Genomic DNA, 18,065 nt, shown 5'->3' with positions numbered 1-18,065 from the left:
GAGCGAAGCGGGCTGCGAAGCGGCGGGCGTCAGCGCCCGCGGCGGCTCACCACGAGGCGGGCCGCTCCGGCGTCTGGCTCTGGGCCGGGCGCGCGTAGTAGTCGGAGATCTGGCGCTGGCGCGAGCTGCCGCGGACCTGGTTGAGCACGACGCCGAGGATCCGCGTCTGCGTCAGCTTCAGCACCTGCAGCAGCGCCTCCAGCTCGGACGGCTCGCGGCGGCGCACGTCGATCACGATGACGAGCGCGTCGACCATCGAGGCGATCAGCGCCGTCTCGGCCGCCTGCAGCGGCGGCGTGTCGATCAGCAGCAGCCGGTCCGGGAAGGTCTCGACGATCAGCGGGTAGGCGTTCTCGATCACGCGCGCGGGCTGGTCGGTGAGCGCGCCGCCGGTGAGGATCTCGAGGCCGGGCTGGGCGGTCGCCTTCGGCCGCACCGACGTGTGCGAGCCGCGCGCGCCGCCGTCCGCGATGTCGGCGACGTCCGCGACGCCGTCGCGCACGTCGAGGCCGAACGGCATGTGGACCGACGGGCGCCGCAGGTCGAAGTCGACGATCGTCACCTGGCGGCCCATCGAGGCCAGCAGCCAGCCGAGGTTCGCCACGACCGTCGTCTTGCCCTCGCCCTGCGCCCACGACGTCACCGCGACGGTGTGGACGTCGCCGGACAGCAGCTCGAAGTTGGTGCGCAGGCGCTGGTACTCCTCGGCGACCTCGCGCGACTTCATGTCGCGAAACAGCGCCCTCGGCTGCTGGCGGACGCGGCGGCTGCGCGTGATCTCGCCGAGCACCGTGAGGCCGAAGCCCTGGCGCACGGCCTCCGCGCCGGAGACGCGCTTGCGCAGCGAGTCGGCGACGAGGGCGGCGAAGATCGCGGCGATCAGGCCGAGCACGAGGCAGCCGACCAGGATCGGCCCCCGCTTCGGGCTCGACGGCGCCGTCGGCGCGACCGCTGGGTCGAGCACGGAGTATCTGATCGCGGTCGAGATCGGGTTGACGCGCAGCTCGGCGGTCGCGACGTTGGCGGCGACGGCGGCGGCCTGCGGATCGGTGCTCTCGGCGGTGATCTTCAGCACGCCGGTGCCCGGCTCGGCCGTGGCGGTCAGCGACGTGTCGCCGAGCGGGCGCGAGCTGCTGCCGCGCACGGCGTCGGTGAAGCGGCGCGTCGAGACCTGCTGGACGACCGTCGGCAGCAGCAGGTCGAGCGTGCCGGTGCTGAAGTTCGGCGACTGGATGTTCGTCGGCTGCACGAACATCAGCGCGCTGGCGGTGTACTTCTTCGTCGGCAGCAGCGCGGCGGCCGCGCCGAGCGCGATGAACAGCGCCAGGACGCCGAGCGAGAGCGGCCAGAAGCGCCGCAGCGCGCGTGAGATGTCGCCGGGGGTCACCGGACCAGCGCCTCGCGTCGGGGATCGGAGAAGTCGAGCGGGAGGCGCCGCGGCGCGGTCGCCGGGGCGGTGCGCCGCGCGGCGGAGACGCTCAGCGAGAGCCCGACGAGCGCGCCTATCACCAGGGCGAGCCGGTACTTCTCGAAGATCGACTCGAACATGCCCTTCGTGATCAGCCCGAGCAGGGCGCCGAAGCAGGCGAGCCCGAGCGCGGCTATTCGGCCGTCGACGTCACGCAGCCAGGTCAGCACGCCGTCACGCACGGTCGTCGCGACCGCGACGACGAACAGCAGCAGGCCGACTATCCCGGTCCGGAGCAGCAGATCCAGACCTATGTTGTGCGTGAGATCGGTCGTCATGAATTCGTAGAAACCGGGAGAGTAGTAGTTGTACTGCTTGGCGAGTCCCCAGCCGAACACCGGGCGCTGTGCGATCAGTTCGCGCGCCTGTGCCCATTGGTTCACCCGGTCTTGCTCGGAGAGCTGTTTTCCACGGCTGGTGAAGGTCTCCTGTATCTGTCTCGCGATCGGCAGCTTGTCGCTGACTGCCGGGCTCAGCGAGCCGGCGAGCAGCACGGCGGTCACGAGACCCACGGCGGCGAGCGTCCCGACGCCCAGTTCGGCGAGCGTCAGGCGCACGTTGCGCATCGCGAACGGCCCGATCAGCATGCACGCGACGACCGAGGCGCCGAGCCCGATCATCGCCGCGCGCTGGCCGGAGGCCAGCGGCGCCAGCAGCATCGGCAGCGCCACGCCGATCGTGCGCAGGCGGTGCTCCGGGCTGCAGAGGCCGACCGCGAACGTCACCAGGCCCATCACCGCGAAGATCGTGGCCATGTCGCTGCCGAGCCCGCCGAGGCCCACGAGCGGCACGAGCGGCAGCGCGAGCGAGATGCCGATCCCCATCTGCGAGGTCAGCATCAGTACCAGCGCGACCGCCGAGGAGGTGCAGACGACGATCCGCAGCGAGCGGCTCTGCAGCCAGCGGTCGGCCGGCACGGCCGCGACCAGCACGAACGTGCCGATGTAGATGATCGCCTTCGCGTGGTAGGCGATCAGGCCGGTCGAGTTGCCGAGCAGGAAGCCGTTGACGGCGGCGCCGGTGAGCCACACGAGGAAGGCGCTCCAGGCGAGCGTCTGCACGGAGATCAGCTGCGCCGGCGGTCTTGCGACCAGCCGCGCGACGATCGCCGCCGGCACGAGCAGGTCGAAGATGCGGAACGACAGCGGTCCCGCCGCCGGATGGAAGAGGCCTGTCGGCACGTCGCTCGGATTCGCGTACATCGCCGACTCGGCGACGAGCAGCGCGAGCAGCAGCGCGACGACCTTCTCCGCGCCGTGCGGCGTGCGCGTGAGCCGCACCAGCCACAGGAAGACGGTGCCGCCGACGCCGATCGCGACGAGCGCACCGAGCAGCAGGAAGATGGGTTGGATCGAGCTCATGCGGTCGCCACCGCCTCTTCGGGACGCTCGTCCCCGAGTCCTGCCGGCAGCGGCTGCGGAGCCGCGGCGCGGCGCCATGCGGCGAGCGTCTCGCGCGCCATCCGCTCGTGGCCGAAGTGGGCGCGCACCCGCTCGGCTGCGCGCCGCGTGAGCCGCTCGCGCAGCTGCGGATCCTGCGCCAGCGAGACGAGCGCGTCGGCCAGCTCGCCCGCGTCACCGGGCGCGACCAGCAGGCCGGCGTCGCCGACGACCTCCGGCAGCCCGCCCGTGCGCGACGCGACGACCGGCACGCCCGCCAGCATCGCCTCGACCGCGACGAGCCCGAAGCCCTCGTAGCGCGACGGCACGGCGAGCACGTCGAACGCGCCGATCAGCCCGGCCGCCTGCTCGCGGTAGCCGGCGAAGCGCACGTCCGCGGCGCCCGCGCCGGCCTGCAGCGCGTCGCGCTCGGGCCCGTCGCCGACGACGACGAAGCGCGCGGTGGGAATCCGCTCGCGCACGCTCGGCGCCGCTGCGCACAGCACGTCCCAGCCCTTCTGCGCGTCGAGCCGGCCGACGCCGCCGATCGCGAAGTCGTCCGCCTCCAGCCCGAGCTGGGCGCGCGCGCCGGGCACCGCGGCAGGTGGCGCGACGCCGTTGCGCACGACCGAGAAGCGGGCGCCCTGGCGCTCCAGATAGCCGCCGACCGCGTCGGAGACGCCGACGACCTCGCGCAGTTGGCGCAGCGCCAACCGCGAGAGCCGCTCCAGCACCGCGCGCCGCTGTGGCAGCACGATGTGCAGCGTGGCGCTGACGGGCACGCGCGCGAGCCGCGCGGCGGCGATCGCGACGAGGCCGTCGCCCTGATCGCTGAGGTTGACGTGCACGAGCGCCGGGCGACGGCGGTGCAGCGCGCGGGCGAGCCGCACGACCGCGACGGGCGACGGGCGCCGCGCCAGCCCACGCACGGGCGTCGTCGTCGCGCCGGCAAGCCGCGCGCGCCGGCGCAGCTCCTCGGGCGCCTGGTCGGAGGCCAGCAGTTCGATCCGCAGCCGCCCCGCGAGCGCGTCCAGCAGCGCCAGCAGGTAGACCTCCGCGCCCGCGAAGTCGTGCGCGCTGGAGACGATCACGACGTCTGGACGGCGGTCGCTCACCGCGCCTGCTTCGGCCACAGCGCCGGGCGGTCGCGGCGCAGGTAGCGCGCCATCCCGCCGAAGGCGACGATCTGCAGGAAGAGGACCTGCGCGGCGATCCCCTCGGGCTTGGAGACGGACCCGCCGCGGGCGCTGCGCACGAGCGCCTGCGCGGCGACGAGGTGCCCGAGCGCGAAGGCCGCGGCCGCCGGGCGGCGTCGCATCCGCAGCAGCGACCACGCCAGCAGCACGGCGTGCGCGATCGGCCCGGCCGACATGCGCACGAGCCGATGGCCCCACAGCTCGATCGCGACGGGGCTGCCGGGGGCGAGCATCTCGCGCCGCCGCAGCAGCACGTCGAACGCGCCGGAGACGACGCGCGTGCGCCGCTCCCAGTCCTCGCGCAGGCTCTCGCCGGCCTCCTCGAGCGCGGCGGCGTCCGGCTCGTAGGCGATCCGCAGGCCCTGCTCGAGCACGTCGAGCGCCAGCCACAGGTCGTCGACGGCGAGGTCGGTCGGGAGCGGTCTGAAGGCGTCGCGCCGCACCGCGCCCAGTTCGCCGACGAGGCCGATCGTGCTGCCGCGCGCGGACTCGCGCCGCTTCAGCCACGACTCGAAGCGCCAGTAGGCGCCCTCGTGCTCGCCGGCGATCCGCTTCTCGCCGGCGACCGCGCCGACCGTCGGGTCGGAGAACCAGCGCGCGAGCGCCTGCAGCGTGCCGGGGACGAGCATCGCGTTGGCGTCGCTCATCACAACGATCGGGTGGCGCGCCGCCCCGAAGCCGTGGTTCAGCGCCGCCGCCTTGCCGCCGCGCTCCGACGGCTCGATCAGCTCGACGCCGGGCCGCCGTGCGGCCGCCGCCGTCTCGGGATCGTCGGCGATCACGACGATCTGCAGCTCACCGGGGTAACCGGCCTGCTCGACGTCGTCGAGCTTCGCGGCGATGATGCCCTGCTCCAGGTACGCCGGCACGACGACGGTGATCCCGGGCCACTCGCCCGCGGGCGGGGCGGGCGGCGCAGAGGCGTCGCGCGCACCGCGCGTCTGCCACGCCAGCCACGCCGGATAGCCGACAGGGCCGACCGCCGCGACGCCGAGCAGCGCGAGCAGAGAGGCCGAGGAAGTGCGGGCGCAGGCGCGTCTGTCGGCGCGCGGTCGGGGGACGCTCACGCCATAAGTCTGACGGGTCGCTCGGCTCGGCGTCTCTTCACGGTCAGACGTCAGGTGTGCTGACACATCCACTTGTGGTCCGCCTTCGTTCTGCCGATACCATCGCCGACCTCATATCGAAGCCCGTCGATCTGTGACTGATACACCAGCTCAGCAATCCCCCGACACCACTCCGATCCTCAAGACGGAGACCGCCGGAACGTTCCGCCCGAAGATGCGGTACCAGCCGGCGTTCGACGGCATTCGCGGGATCGGGATCCTGTGGGTGATACTGGGTCATACCGGTCGCCCTGCGTTCGGCTCCGCGTTCTACGCCGTCGATCTCTTCTTCGTCCTCAGCGGCTTCCTGATCACGACGCTGCTGCTCGAGGAGTTCTTCGGCACCGGGCGCATATCCCTGAAGCTTTTCTGGCAGCGCCGCGCTGTTCGATTGCTGCCCGCGCTCGCCGTGCTGTGCGTCGGCGTGCTGCTGATCACGCTCGTCAACGAGTTCGTCTCCGTGCGCCCGCTGCTGAGCCCGTTCCCGGACGGGACGACGCTGCTCGGCGTGCTGCTGTCGGCGACCTACACGGCGTCGTGGGGCCAGGCGCTGTTCCACTGGAACCTCGGCCCGATGGCGCACACGTGGTCGCTGTCCGTCGAGGAGTGGTACTACCTGCTGTGGCCGCTGTTCCTGCTCGTGCTGCTGCGCTGGCCGCAGAAGCTGACGCGCAATCTCGTCGTGCTGGCGATCCTCGCGATCGTCTATCGGCTCGTCAGCGAAGAGCTGATCACGGACAAGTTCTACCTCTACTTCGCGCCGGACCAGCGGATCTGCCAGCTGCTGAGCGGCTGCGCCCTCGCCGCGGTCCTGCACGAGTACGGCACGTGGCTGGCGCAGTTCAGACGCGCCGTGCTCGCGTTCGCCGCGCTCGGCTCGATCGGCGTCGCGGTGCTGATGTTCCGCCCGATATCCCTCGACGCGACGAACTACGGGGTCCCGTACGAGCACGACGGCGTCGTGCTGATGGCGCTCGCGACGAGCGCGATGATCGGCGCGCTCGTGCTGCGGCCGCAGATGCTGCTGGCGAAGGCGCTCTCGTTCAAACCGCTGCTGTGGATCGGCCGGCGCAGCTATGGGCTGTACCTCTACCACTACGCGGCGATCCTGATCATCTCGCCGTACACGCCGCCGCTGGGCTATGTTCCTTGGCGCTCCGGCATTCGTGCGTTCATCGTGATGTTCGTCGTGGCGGCGCTCTCCTACCGCTACGTCGAGCAGCCCGCGCTGCGCTGGATGCGCGACCGCGAGCGGCGGATCCGCAGCGCCGGACAGGCCGCACCGCAGACGCAGCGCCCGGAGAGCCATCGCGGCGTCAGCGCCGTCCCCGCGACATCGGAAGGATCCGCATGATCACCCAGGGCCAACGCCGTCTGCTGGCGCCGCCGGCGCCGTTGCCGGCCGCCGCCCCGCGCGAGCGGCCGACGATCTCCGTCGTGATCCCGTACTACCGCGCGGCGCACGTGATCGCGGAGGCGGTCGCCTCGGCGCTGGAGCAGACGCTGGCGCCCGACGAGATCGTGATCTGCGACGACGGCTCGCCGGACGACCTCGACGGCGCGCTCGGCGCGCTGCGCGAGCGCGTGATCGTCGTGCGGCGGGAGAACGGCGGCGCGGCGGCGGCGCTGAACACCGCCGCCGGGATCGCCAGCGGCGAGTTCATCGTCCAACTCGACTCCGACGACACCTTCATGCCGACGCGGATCGAGGCGATCTCGGATGCGATCGTGGCGCGGCCGGACCTCGACGTGATCGCGACCGACGCGCTGATCGAGTTGGACGGGTCGCCGGTCGTGCGCTTCCGCGAGGCGACGCCGTTCGAGACCGAGTTCCAGCGCGTCGCGGTGCTGAAGCACTGCTTCTTCGCCTGGCCGGCGATGCGCAGATCACGCTTCATGGCCGTCGGCGGCTACGACGAGCGCTACCGCGCGACGTCGGACTGGGCGGGCTTCATCCGGCTCGTGCTCGACGGCGCGAGCGTCGGGATGGTCGACGAGCCGCTCTACCGCTGGCGCCTGCAGCCCGGCAGCATCAGCTCCAACGGCGCCTTCAACGCGGCCGAGGAGATACGGCTGCTGCAGGACGTGATGCAGCGCTACACGCTTGCCGCCGAGGAGCTCGCGCAGGCGAACGCGACGATCGCGCTGACGCGTCAGCGCGGGCTGCTGCTGGAGGCGAAGGAGGCGTTGACCGACGGTCGCGACGACGCGCGCAACCGCGCGTTCGCGGTCGTGACCGGCAGCGGCTTCACGGTCCCGACGCGGCTGAAGGCCGCGGCGACCGTCGTCTCGCCGTCGCTCGCCCGCCGCGCGCTCGGCGGCCGCTTCGGCGAACAGGCGATCGAGCGCCGCTTCGGCGCCGATCCCGGCGCCTGACCACTCGTCCGCGCGGCACTCGGTAGTGTGACCGGATTCCTGACGGCATCCCCGCGCCCGCCGTGCGCGTCGGACTTCAGAAGTTGCGCTGCCTGGCCGATGGTGTCCTCGAAGGACCGTCGAGCGACCGACAGCGAGCAGCCATGCCCGAGCCCGAGCCCACTTCCACCGCATCCACGCCGTCGACCGCGACCGCGAGTCCGGCCGGCGCGTCGCGACTGCTGGCACCGGCGGTGCGCGTGCCGCTCGCCGCGCGCGAGCGCCCGACGATCTCGGTGATCATGCCCTACTACAAGGGCAAGGACGTCGTCTGCGCGGCCGTCCGCTCGGTGCTCGACCAGACGCTCGCCGCCGACGAGATCGTGATCTGCGACGACGGCTCGCCTGACGACCTCGCCGCCGCGCTCGGCGACCTGCGCGCGCACGTCCGGATCGTGCGCCAGGCCAACGGCGGCCCCGCGAGCGCGATGAACGAGGCGGCGCGCCAGGCCAACGGCGAGTACGTGCTGCAGTTGGACCAGGACGACGAATTCCTGCCGCGCCGCGTCGAGGCGGTCTCGGACGCGATCGTCGCGCGGCCCGACCTCGACGTGGTCGCGACCGACACGCTGCTGGAGTACGAGGGCAGCGTCGTCGCGCGCTTCCTCGCCGAGACCCCGTTCGCCGTCGCGCAGCAGCGCGAGGCGATCCTCCAGCACGCCTTCTTCGCGTGGCCGGCGATCCGCCGCACGAGACTGCTCGACGTCGGCGGCTACGACGCGCGCTTCTTCCACGCCTACGACTGGGAGGCCTTCATCCGGCTGGTGCTCGACGGCGCGGTCGTCGGGATGGTCGACGAGCCGCTCTACCGCTGGCACCTCAGCCCGGGCAGCATCACCTCAGAGGGCGGCGCGAGCGCCGAGGAGGAGATCCGCGTGCTGCAGGAGACGCTGAAGGTGCAGCCGCTGGCGCCCGCCGAGCGCGCGGTCGCGCAGGCGACGATCGTCTCGACGCGCCGGCGCGGACTGCTGCTGGAGGCGAAGGCGGCGGTCGCGGACGGCCGCCCGGACGCGCGCGCGCGCGCGCTCGCCGTCGTCAAGGGCGACGGCTTCGGCGCGCTGACGCGACTGAAGGCCGGCATCGCCGTCGTCTCGCCGCGCCTCGCGCAGCGCCTGACGAGAGACCGCTACGACGAGACCGAACGCCGCTTCGGCATGTACTCCGGTGGCAGCTGACGCCCCCAAGCGTCATGGCGTGCTGCCGGCGCGCTTCTTCCGCAGCGCGACGTGGAACTACCTGAACTCCTTCGTCGCGCTCGTCCTCGCGATCGTGATCACGCCGATCCTCGTGAGAGGGCTCGGCAAGGAGGCGTACGGCACCTGGACGCTCGTCACCTCCTCGGTCCTCTACTACTCGATCCTGCAGTTCGGCCTCGCGCGCGCGACGGTGAAGTTCGTCGCCGAGGAGCACGCGGCCGGCGACATGCCGTCGGCGCGGCGGACGATCGCCACGTCGTTCCTGTCGCTGTCGGTGCCGGCATCGGTGCTGATCCTGGTCTCGCCCGCGCTGGCGTTCCTCTTCACCGTCATCTTCGACCTGCCCGACGGCTTCAAGACGGCGGCGATGGTGCTGGTCGTGCTGTCGACGGTCGACTTCGCGATCGGGATGCCGTGCGACACGTTCGGCGCCGCGCTCGTGGCGCTGCAGCGCTACGACCTGCTGAACGCGACCGCGACCGGCGTCGCGCTCGCGCAGGCGATCTCGTGGGCGGTCATCCTCGCGTTCGGCGGCGGCATCGTCGAGCTGGGGATCGCGACGATCACGTTCAGCCTGATCGGCAACCTCGTGCGCTACGTGATGGTCAGAAGACTGATGGGCGGGATCCCGATCGGGCCGAGAACGTTCGAGCGCAGAAAGGTCAAGCCGCTGCTCAGCATGTCGGGCTGGATCGCGCTGAGCGACACCGTCGAGATCGTCACGATCCGGATCGACCCGCTCGTCGTCGCGCTCGTCGCGGGCGTGCCGGCGGTCGCGGTCTACACCGTCGGGCAGAAGCTGGCCGCGTTCGTCGAGCGGTTGACCGGCCCGGCGCTGGCGATGTTCTTCCCGCACGCGGCGGCGCTGTCGGCCTCCGGTGACAAGGAGGCGATCCGGCGCACGCTGCTGGCCGGCACGCGCCTGTCGGTCGGCTTGACGCTGCCGTTGGCGCTCGTCACCTCGGTGCTGGCCGAGCCGGCGCTGGACGCGTGGGTCGGCGAGGGCTTCGACGGCGCGGCGGCTGTGGTCATATTCCTCTCGCTGACGACGCTGGTGATCTCCTTCTCGCGCGTCGGCATCTACATCCTGCGCGGCCTCGGCAACGTCCGCTTCCCTGCGCTGATCGGCGTCTTCGAGGCGGTCGTGAACCTCGGCGCCAGCGTCGCGCTCGGCCACCTGATGGGGATCGAGGGCGTCGCGCTCGGCACACTGGTCGGCGTGACGATGAACCATCTCTTCGTGCTCGTGCCGTACGTCTGCCTCCAGCTCGGCGTGTCGCTGTGGACGTTCATCCTCACGATCCTGCGTGCCCACCTGATCCCGTGCGCGGCCTCGCTGGCGGTCGGCTTCGCGCTGCGCTCGTTCGCCTACGACGGGATCTGGCAGCTCGGCGTCGCCGGGATCGCGACCGTCGGCACCTACCTCGTGCTGTTCTCGGTCACCGGCGTCACCGGTGACGAGCGGCGCCAGTTGGGCGGGCTCGTGAAGCGCAAGCTCGCCGGGCGCTTCTAAGCGGCCGGCGGCGCGGCAGCGCGACGGCGCGCGGCTCGCGCTCAGGCCTGCGGCGCGCTCGCGTCGCTCTGCATCACGGTGCCGCGCTCGCGCTGCTCGCCGAGCATGCCGCTGAAGACGTCCTCCAGCTCGCCCAGGCCCTCGATCCAGCCGGCCATCTGCACGAGGCCGGCGGCCAGCTCCGTCTGCGGCTCCCAGCCGAGCGCGCGGATGCGGCCGGCGTCGAGCACGAGGTGGCGCACGTCGCCGGGGCGGAACTCGCCGGTCACGACGTAGTTCGGCTCGCGCTCGTAGGCGGCGGCGAGCGCCTCGATCACCTCGACGATCGTCACCGGCACGCCGCGCCCGACGTTGAGCACCTGGCCGTCGGCGCCGTCCTCGCGCATCGCCGTCATCGTCGCGCGCACGACGTCGCCGACGTAGACGAAGTCGCGCGTCTCCTGCCCGTCCTCGAACGCGCGCGGCGGGCGGTCGTTCAGCAGCAGCGTCGAGAAGATCGAGAGGATCCCCGTGTAGGGGTTGAAGACCGACTGGCGCGGGCCGTAGACGACCGCGTAGCGCAGCGCCGCGGTCGGGATCGCGAAGCGCTTGCCGAGGCCGATCACGATCCGCTCCTCGGCGATCTTGCTGGCCGCGTACGGCGTCTCGCCGTTGAGGTGGGCGCTCTCGTCGGTCAGCAGCGGCGTCAGCGCGGCGCCGCACTGCGGGCACTGCGGCTCCCAGTGACCCTCGGCCATCCGCGTGAGGTCGCGCGGCAGCGGCTGGACCGTGCCGTGCTGCTCGCAGCGGTACAGGCCCTCGCCGTAGATCGACTGCGAGGAGGGCGCGACCAGCTTGCGGATCGCGATCTTCTCCTGGTCGAGCACCTCGAAGATCCGCGCCGTGCCGGTCGCGTTGACGTCGAAGAAGCTGGAGATCTCGGTCGTGACGCCGCCCACGGCCGCGGCCAGGTGGTAGACCTCGTCGATCCCGCGCAGGCTCTTGGCGAGCGCGTCGGTGTCACGGACGTCGCCGAGGATGAACTCCGCCTCGTCCGGGATCCAGGCAGGTCTGCCGCGGTGGGAGCCGGGGTCGAGGTTGTCGAGGATCCGCACCTCGTCGCCCTGCGCGAGCAGCGCGTCCACCAGATGCGATCCGATCAGGCCGGCGCCGCCGGTCACCAGAGCTCTCATGCGGCGCGAGAATACTGGCTATCGGGAGACCCGCATACCGCCTGCGCCGACCCACTCCTTCGCCGCGCGCTCGGCCAGCAGCCGTCGCGCGACGCCGGGGGCGAGCAGCGAGATCAGCGCCTTGAGCCGCGCGCGCGGGTCGTAGCCGCGGCTGCGCACGATCCGCTTCAGCAGCGGGCGCGCGGCGCGGCGGTCGCCGGCGTGCAGCGCGTCGCGCGCCAGCTCCAGCGTCAGCAGCCGCGACCACTCGCTCCGCGTCTGCACGAGCGCGGTCCGCTCGGCCTCGCTCAGCCCCGGCTCGGCCTCGAACTTGCGCAGCGTCGCGGTGCCGCGGCGGTAGAGCGAGGTGCGGCCGGTCGAGAGGCTGCCGGGGCGCACGCGGTAGACCGACAGCGGCTCCTGCACGCAGCCGGCGCGGGCGCCGTCGAGGATCAGCCGGATCCAGCACTCCCAGTCGTCCAGCGTCGTGCGGTCGCTGCCGTCGAGCGCGACCAGCAGCGCTCTGCGCGCGGCGGCGTGGCCGAGCACGAAGCAGCGCGTGAGGATCCCGCGGCGCTGGTCGTCGACCTCGAACTCCCACGTCTCGTCGTAGACGCGGCGCAGCCGCTCGCCGCCGGACTCGACCCAGGCGTCGGTCTGCAGCACGTCGAGGTCCGGTCGCGCGGCCGCGGCCTCCGCGAGCGCCTCCAGTCGCTGCGGCAGGTAGACGTCGTCGCCGTCGAGGAACGAGACGAACTCGCCGGACGCGGCGCGCGCGCCGGCGAGCTTGGCGGCGCCCGGCCCCTGGTTGACCTGCCGCACCAGCGTGATGCGGTCGCGGTAGGGCGCGAGCGCGCCGTCGACGTCGTCGCTCGAGCCGTCGTCGACGACCACGACGTCGGCGGCCGGCAGCGTCTGCTCCAGCGCCGATCTGACCGCCTCGCCGAGGTAGGGCGCGACCTCGTAGGCCGTGATCACGATCGAGAACGACGGCGCGGCCGCCGGGGCCGGCGGGGAGGAGGGTGCGGGCGCCAGCAGCGGTCGTGCCATCGCGGCGCGATGCTATACGACGGCACGGCTCAAGCTCTTATCTGGAGCGACCGATACACGGGCGACGTGACGTGCCCTGGAACGCTGATCCGATCCCCGCGGACCGATGTGTAGGCTCACGCGAACGATGCCGCGCCCCCTGCTCGTCGACCCCTCCTCGCGCGGCGGAATCCCCGCCTACACGGAGTTGGTCGCACGCTCGCTGCAGGCGGCCGGCGCCAGCCCGGAGATCCTCGGCAACGTTGCGCTCGAGGACGGCGGTGGGGAGGTCCCCGTCGCGCGTCTGCTGCCCGACACCAGATGGGGTCCCTCGACGCTGCCGATGCCGATCGCCTACTCGCAGCGGCTGTGGGAATGGGCGCGCTCGGCGGTCGCGATCGAGCGCCACGTGCGCCGCACGCGGCCCGACGTCGTCCACTTCCAGATGCCGATCAACCGGCGGTTGGACGCGCGCCTGCTGCAGCGGTTGACGCGCCGGGTTCCGCTCGTCTGGACCGCGCACGACGTGCTGCCGTTCGAGACGACCCCGGCCGACCGCGACCGCTTCGCCGCGATCTACCGCGCCGTCGATCGGGTGATCGTCCACACGCCGCCCGCCGCCGCGCTCGTGCGCGAGCTGGCCGGCGTCGAGGCCGTCGTGATCGACCATCCCGTCTCCGACCGGCTGCTGCGGCTGCCGCGTGAGGAGGCGCGCCGGCGGATCGGCGTGCCGGAGGGCGAGCGGCTGCTGGTCGCGCTCGGCTTCGTGCGCGAGTACAAGGGCTACGGCCTGCTCGCCGACGTCTGGGAGCAGCTCGGCGTCGCGGCGCCGCGACTGCTGCTGATGGGCGAGCTGATGGCCGAGCAGGAGCGCCCGGTGCTGGAGCGGTTGCAGCGCAGCGGCCGCGCCGACGTGCGCGTCGGCTACGCCCCGGAGCAGGAGCTGCAGACCGCGCTGCTGGCCGCCGACGCGCTGCTGCTGCCGTACGTGACAGCGAGCGACAGCGGCCTGCTGCACCTCGCCCGTGCCGCCGGCGTCCCCGTCCTGGCCTCCGACGCGCCGCAGCTGGCCGCATCGGTGACAGCCGCCTCCGCCGGCGCGGTCCTGCCGCGCACGGTCGCCGCGTGGAGCGAAGCGGTCACGGGTGAGCTGCCCCCGCCGCCCCCGACCCCGCCGGACCTGCGCGCGACGGGGGAGGCGCATCTGGCGGTGTATCGCGACGTGGAGGTCGCGCGCGCCGGCCCGCTCCGCCTCGCCGTCTACTCCGACGCGACCCAGGTCGCAGGTGCCGAGCAGTCGCTCGCGACGCTGCTCGAAGGGCTCGCGCCGCAGGTCGACGTGACGATCGTCGGCGTCGACGCGGCCGTCGTCGCGTGGCTGCAGGAGCGGCGGCCGTCGGCACGGACCGCGCTGCTGCCGCCGGTGCGCGACAAGCGCGACGTGCGCGCGATCGCCGCGCACATGCGCTACTTCGCGCGCACGCGCCCGCAGATCCTGCAGGTCAACCTGCGCCACTCCTACGCCTGCCAGTTCGCGCTCGCCGCCGGCCTGCTCGTCCCGGGCACGCGCGTGATCGCGGTCGAGCACTTCCCGACCGAGGCGACCGACGCGCTGCAGCTGCGGCTGAAGCGGCTGACCTCGCGCGGGCTCGCCGCGCACGTCGCCGTCAGCGACAGCTCCGCGCGCGCCGTCGAGGCGATCGTCGGCCTCCCGCGCGGCCGCGTGCGGACGATCTACAACGGTGTGGAGGAGCGGCCCGATCGCGCCGATCGCGCTGCCGCCCCCGTCGTCGGCGCCGTTGGCCGCTTCGTCGAGGAGAAGGGGTTCGACGTCTTCCTGGAGGCGCTCGCCCAAACCCCCGGCGTCAGCGGTGTGCTCGTCGGCGACGGACCCGAGCGGGCACGGATCGAGCGGCTGCGCGAGCGGCTCGGGCTCGTCGACCGCGTCGAGCTGACCGGCTGGCGGACCGACTCGCAGGCGCTGATCGGCTCCTTCGACGCGCTCGTCGTGCCGTCGCGCGTCGAGCCGCTGGGAATCGTCGCGCTGGAGGCGATGAGCGCCGGCGTGCCGGTCGTCGCCTCGCGCGTCGGCGGCCTGCAGGAGGTCGTCGCCGACGGCGAGACCGGCGTGCTGGTGGCGCCGGACGACGCCGCCGCGCTGGCCGCCGCGATCGGGCGCGTGCTCGATCCCGCCGCCAACCGCGCGATGGGCGAGCGTGGTCGCGCCGTCGCCCGCAGCACCTTCTCCCGCGAGCGGATGGTGCGTTCGTTCGAGGACCTCTATCGATCGGTGGTTGCATGAGTCACACACGGGCCGGACTGCTGTACGTGCTGCCGGAGGCGACCGAGACCGCCGTCCTGCTGCCGGGCGCCGAGGAGTGGCGCGAGCCGCTGGAGGAGGGCGGCGTGCGCGTCGTGGAGGGCGAGACGCCGCAGGTCGCGATCGCCCCCGCCGAACGCGCGGCCGAGGTCGTGGCGACCGGCGCGCCGTCGGCGATCCTGTTCGGCAGAGGCGACCTGAAGGCGCTGCAGCAGGCCGGCTACAGCGTGCAGCGCTACCTGCCGGTTCCGTCGCTGGCCGAGCCGTCCGTGCTGATCCCGCTCGCCTACGGCGGCGCCGCCCGCTACGCGCTCGCCAACCTGTCGGTGCCGGCCGGGCTCGTGAAGCGGCTGCGCAACGTCGTCGCCGGCCTCGCGATCAGCGCGAAGGCGCCGCTGCCCGGGTCCGTCGCCGTCGCGACGCGCCCCGCCGGCCTGCCGTTCCCGGTCCGCACCGGCCAGCAGCTGGGGCTGCCGCCGCGGCTGGACTGGGTGTTGATGCTCGGCCGCGCGCGCGAGCGCTCCGCGTACTTCCTCTTCAAGCCGGGCGCGAGCAAGCCGTCGTGGGTGCTGAAGTTCAGCCCCAACCACAGCGACCCGGACCCGTTCCTGTCCGACAAGCGCGGCCACGACCTGATCGCCGACGTCGGCGGCGCGATCACGCAGCACACGCCGTCGCTCGTCGGCATCTCGGTCGACGGGCCGCGGCCGCTGACGGTCGAGACGGCCGCGCTCGGTGCGCCGCTCGTCTACTGGCTGCGCTCCTCCGGCAACGCCGCGCGCAAGCGGGCGGTCGTCGAGGCGGTCGCGCGCTGGCTGATCCAGATCAGCAAGGAGTCGGCAGTTCCCGGCGGGATCGCCGAGCCGCTCGCGGCGCTCGGCTTCCCGGAGGGGATCGTAGAGGAGACCGGCGCCGACGTCGCGGTGCTGAAGGCGCGCGTCGTCGGCGTGCCCGCGGTCGTCGAGCACAAGGACCTCGACCCGACGCACGTGCTCGTCGACGGCAGCGCGTTCAACGTGATCGACTGGGAGGAGGCGCAGCGCCACGGCCTTCCGCTCGCCGACCTCGCCTTCTTCCTCGCGCAGGCGCTGCCGATCCTCGACGGCGAGCTCGACGATCCGGCGATAGGTCGCCGCGACGCGTTCGCGCGGCTGTTCCGCGGCGACTCGGCCTCGGCGCCGTTGCTGTTCCAGCTCGTGCGGGAGGGGTGCGACGCGCTCGGCCTCGCGCCGGAGACGGTCGGGCCGCTGCTGTCGCTGACGTGGCTGCGGCTCTCGACCGGCCCGCGCAGACACCTCGCCGAGGTCTGGTTCGCCGACCCGAGGCTCGGGCCGAGCTGGGACGCCTGGAGCTAGCGAGCGGCGCGGCGCTGCCCGCTCGGCCCGGCCCAGCTCGCCGCTCGGCGCACGCCGCGTCCGGCGGCGCCGCGCTCAGCCGAGCCGCAGCTTCTCGGCGACCGAGCCGCCGAGGTCGCGCGCGCGCTGCTCGTAGCCGTCGGGCAGCTTGCTCAGCCCGGCGCGGATCGTGCGCCGCAGCTGGCGCGGCGAGCGCCGCACCAGCCGGCCCACCGTGTCGTCGCGCAGCCAGATCGGCAGTTCGGCGCGCGGCAGCGGTATCGGCACGTCGTCGGCGTCGAGCACGCGCGCCAGCAGCTCGACGTAGGCGTCCATCTGCAGCGTCTTGCGCGCGCCCGGCAGCCACGGCTTGGGGTGGTTCCAGTAATGCAGCAGGAACGGGTTGTGGCCCTCGTAGTCGCAGCGCAGCGTCGTGCGGTCGAGGATCTTCAGCCTGTCGTTGTGCGGCGGGCCGGGGAAGACGTCGAGCTCGTAGACCTTGCGGTCGTCTTCGGTCAGCTCGGAGGCCATGAAGGCGTTGAGGACGTCCTGCTCGTTGAGCGCGAACGGGTTCTTCAGGAACTCGTCGCGCGGCAGGTCGAACGGCAGGTCGTTGCGCTCGGCCGGGATCCGCTCGCACAGCTCGAACCAGCGCGGCATGAAGTCGGGCCACTGCTCGAGGTCGATCGCGAGGAAGCCGCCGCCGACCTGTCGCTGGCGCCGCGGCGGCGGGTCGAGGCCGAGCACCGGGCCCCACTCGTCGAAGTAGCGCTCGAGGAACTGGTCGGCGACGACGACGAGCTTGCCGGCGGCCGCGTCGTCGAGGATCGGCGTCATCTTGCGCGTGATGATCACGTCGCTGTCCAGCAGCGTCGCGATCCCTCTGATCCCGAGCAGGTGCAGCGACGCCTTCAGCAGTACGACGAAGACGCGGTCCTTCGGGATCGGCGGCGGGACGATCTCGCACTCGCGCGAGATCAGCGCCTTCTGCTTGTCGGTCAGGCCGACGTCGATCACGATCAGCGGCTCGTCGTTGCCGGTCATCCGCAGCGAGTTGATCATCCCGACGAGTCCGATGAAGAACTTCGAGTCGGAGACGGTGACGTGCGTCACCTGCTGCTTGGGCGTCGTCGCGATGCTCATGTTTCGACCGTATCGGCAGCCGCCCCGGCTTGCTTGAGACCGACGCCCTCGCCGCCCCAGCCCCATTCGTACAGCCGGATCCGCTCGGTCAGCCGACCGCCGAGGCCGTCGAGCTGGGAGCCGTAGGCGAGGATCGCGCGTCGCTTCGCGTCGCGCGCCTCGGCGTCGGCGCCCGCCGCGATCCACTCCAGCGGGGTCGCGGCGATCTGCCCGATCGTGTCGCTCGGCTGCGGCGCCTGCAGGCGCCGGCCGGCCGCGCTGCGCACGCCGATGCGCGCGACCTTGCCCAGCGACGCGCGGTCGTAGCCGCGCCCGATCGCGGCCGTGTTGGCGTACGGCTGCTCGACGTAGAAGGCCAGCGGCGCGTCGGCGGGCAGCCGCGCCACCAACAGCCGCGTGAGCCACTCGTGGTCGGGGTGGTGCAGCGGGAAGCCCGGCGTCAGCACCAGCTGCGCGCCCGCCAGGCACGGCGCGAGCGCCGCCCAGATCGCGTCGGCGTCGTGCTCGGGCTCGTACTCGACGTCGGCGAACGCCAGCCATGCGGGCGTCGCGCCGAGGATCGCGCACGCGCGCACGTCCTCCTCGCGCCGGACGCGCGCGGCATCGCGGGCGCTCCCGAAGCCGCACGCGCGATCCCACGGACCGGCGTCGGCGACGCTGTCGGGGTCGCCCGCGAAGACCGTCAGCGCGGTCACGTGCGCGCCCGCGCGCGCGGCGCGCGAGATCGTCGCGCCCATCGACAGCGCGGCGTCGTCGAGGTGCGGCGAGACCACGACGATCCGTGGTGCCCGCACGAACATGCGGCGAGGTCTCAT

At 72.8% G+C, this 18,065-nt stretch carries 14 protein-coding genes; 6 read left to right on the top strand and 8 right to left on the bottom strand.

The window, feature by feature from the left end:
* Window positions 1–46 precede the first annotated feature (46 nt).
* The 4 genes from Q7L65_RS05520 to Q7L65_RS05505 are packed head-to-tail and all read right to left on the bottom strand — an operon-like array spanning window position 47 to window position 5,110.
* On the bottom strand, window positions 47–1,387 hold the full coding sequence (locus tag Q7L65_RS05520) for a hypothetical protein (RefSeq protein ID WP_304719297.1): 1,341 nt from the start codon (window positions 1,385–1,387) through the stop codon (window positions 47–49).
* Window positions 1,384–2,829, bottom strand: coding sequence for an O-antigen ligase (locus tag Q7L65_RS05515; RefSeq protein ID WP_304719296.1), 1,446 nt, complete (start codon window positions 2,827–2,829; stop codon window positions 1,384–1,386). Before Q7L65_RS05515 ends, Q7L65_RS05520 begins: the two co-directional genes overlap by 4 nt.
* A complete protein-coding gene (locus Q7L65_RS05510) occupies window positions 2,826–3,962 on the bottom strand; it encodes a glycosyltransferase family 4 protein (protein WP_304719295.1) in 1,137 nt (378 codons plus the stop codon). Before Q7L65_RS05510 ends, Q7L65_RS05515 begins: the two co-directional genes overlap by 4 nt.
* Window positions 3,959–5,110 carry a glycosyltransferase gene (locus Q7L65_RS05505; RefSeq protein WP_304719294.1) on the bottom strand — a complete coding sequence of 384 codons (1,152 nt, stop codon included), beginning with the start codon at window positions 5,108–5,110 and terminating at the stop codon, window positions 3,959–3,961. Before Q7L65_RS05505 ends, Q7L65_RS05510 begins: the two co-directional genes overlap by 4 nt.
* Before the next feature lie 214 nt (window positions 5,111–5,324).
* Between Q7L65_RS05505 and Q7L65_RS05500 the strand changes: the two genes are divergently transcribed.
* From Q7L65_RS05500 to Q7L65_RS05485, 4 genes are all read left to right on the top strand, one after another.
* On the top strand, window positions 5,325–6,503 hold the full coding sequence (locus tag Q7L65_RS05500) for an acyltransferase (protein WP_304719293.1): 1,179 nt from the start codon (window positions 5,325–5,327) through the stop codon (window positions 6,501–6,503).
* Window positions 6,500–7,525: a glycosyltransferase gene (locus Q7L65_RS05495; protein WP_304719292.1), complete on the top strand. Its 1,026-nt coding sequence runs from the start codon at window positions 6,500–6,502 to the stop codon at window positions 7,523–7,525. Before Q7L65_RS05500 ends, Q7L65_RS05495 begins: the two co-directional genes overlap by 4 nt.
* A gap of 143 nt (window positions 7,526–7,668) precedes the next feature.
* The gene (locus Q7L65_RS05490; RefSeq protein ID WP_304719291.1) at window positions 7,669–8,739 is read left to right on the top strand and encodes a glycosyltransferase; all 1,071 of its coding nucleotides are present in this window, start codon (window positions 7,669–7,671) and stop codon (window positions 8,737–8,739) included.
* Window positions 8,729–10,273 (top strand): oligosaccharide flippase family protein, encoded by a 1,545-nt coding sequence (locus Q7L65_RS05485; protein ID WP_304719290.1) that lies wholly within the window; start codon window positions 8,729–8,731, stop codon window positions 10,271–10,273. Before Q7L65_RS05490 ends, Q7L65_RS05485 begins: the two co-directional genes overlap by 11 nt.
* 41 nt (window positions 10,274–10,314) lie before the next feature.
* Here the strand turns inward: Q7L65_RS05485 and Q7L65_RS05480 are convergent, their stop codons facing one another.
* Together Q7L65_RS05480 and Q7L65_RS05475 are read right to left on the bottom strand one after the other, a co-directional pair.
* A complete protein-coding gene (locus Q7L65_RS05480; protein WP_304719289.1) occupies window positions 10,315–11,445 on the bottom strand; it encodes an NAD-dependent epimerase/dehydratase family protein in 1,131 nt (376 codons plus the stop codon).
* Between the two features lie 18 nt (window positions 11,446–11,463).
* Entirely contained in the window at window positions 11,464–12,474 is a 1,011-nt protein-coding gene (locus Q7L65_RS05475) for a glycosyltransferase family A protein (RefSeq protein ID WP_304719288.1), read from the bottom strand.
* 127 nt (window positions 12,475–12,601) lie between these two features.
* Between Q7L65_RS05475 and Q7L65_RS05470 the strand changes: the two genes are divergently transcribed.
* Together Q7L65_RS05470 and Q7L65_RS05465 are read left to right on the top strand one after the other, a co-directional pair.
* Window positions 12,602–14,755 (top strand): glycosyltransferase, encoded by a 2,154-nt coding sequence (locus tag Q7L65_RS05470; protein ID WP_304719287.1) that lies wholly within the window; start codon window positions 12,602–12,604, stop codon window positions 14,753–14,755.
* The gene (locus Q7L65_RS05465; protein ID WP_304719286.1) at window positions 14,752–16,128 is read left to right on the top strand and encodes a hypothetical protein; all 1,377 of its coding nucleotides are present in this window, start codon (window positions 14,752–14,754) and stop codon (window positions 16,126–16,128) included. Before Q7L65_RS05470 ends, Q7L65_RS05465 begins: the two co-directional genes overlap by 4 nt.
* A gap of 75 nt (window positions 16,129–16,203) precedes the next feature.
* On the opposite strand, the gene Q7L65_RS05460 is transcribed toward Q7L65_RS05465, so the two are convergent.
* Window positions 16,204–17,250 (bottom strand): hypothetical protein, encoded by a 1,047-nt coding sequence (locus Q7L65_RS05460; RefSeq protein ID WP_304719285.1) that lies wholly within the window; start codon window positions 17,248–17,250, stop codon window positions 16,204–16,206.
* On the bottom strand, window positions 17,247–18,065 hold the full coding sequence (locus tag Q7L65_RS05455; RefSeq protein ID WP_304719284.1) for a PIG-L deacetylase family protein: 819 nt from the start codon (window positions 18,063–18,065) through the stop codon (window positions 17,247–17,249). The genes Q7L65_RS05460 and Q7L65_RS05455 overlap by 4 nt, the downstream gene beginning before the upstream one ends.

The organism is Conexibacter sp. CPCC 206217 (genome assembly GCF_030646165.1).
GTDB lineage: Bacteria > Actinomycetota > Thermoleophilia > Solirubrobacterales > Solirubrobacteraceae > Conexibacter.
This window is presented reverse-complemented; position numbering and strand designations above follow the sequence as displayed.

Excerpts from the sequence above, each read along its gene's own strand:
- Q7L65_RS05515 (WP_304719296.1), bottom strand. The coding sequence starts at position 2,829 with ATGAGCTCGATCCAACCCATCTTCCTGCTGCTCGGTGCGCTCGTCGCG.
- Q7L65_RS05500 (WP_304719293.1), top strand. The coding sequence starts at position 5,325 with ATGCGGTACCAGCCGGCGTTCGACGGCATTCGCGGGATCGGGATCCTG.
- Q7L65_RS05495 (WP_304719292.1), top strand. The coding sequence starts at position 6,500 with ATGATCACCCAGGGCCAACGCCGTCTGCTGGCGCCGCCGGCGCCGTTG.
- Q7L65_RS05490 (WP_304719291.1), top strand. The coding sequence starts at position 7,669 with ATGCCCGAGCCCGAGCCCACTTCCACCGCATCCACGCCGTCGACCGCG.
- Q7L65_RS05480 (WP_304719289.1), bottom strand. The coding sequence starts at position 11,445 with ATGAGAGCTCTGGTGACCGGCGGCGCCGGCCTGATCGGATCGCATCTG.
- Q7L65_RS05475 (WP_304719288.1), bottom strand. The coding sequence starts at position 12,474 with ATGGCACGACCGCTGCTGGCGCCCGCACCCTCCTCCCCGCCGGCCCCG.
- Q7L65_RS05470 (WP_304719287.1), top strand. The coding sequence starts at position 12,602 with ATGCCGCGCCCCCTGCTCGTCGACCCCTCCTCGCGCGGCGGAATCCCC.
- Q7L65_RS05465 (WP_304719286.1), top strand. The coding sequence starts at position 14,752 with ATGAGTCACACACGGGCCGGACTGCTGTACGTGCTGCCGGAGGCGACC.
- Q7L65_RS05460 (WP_304719285.1), bottom strand. The coding sequence starts at position 17,250 with ATGAGCATCGCGACGACGCCCAAGCAGCAGGTGACGCACGTCACCGTC.
- Q7L65_RS05455 (WP_304719284.1), bottom strand. The coding sequence starts at position 18,065 with ATGAGACCTCGCCGCATGTTCGTGCGGGCACCACGGATCGTCGTGGTC.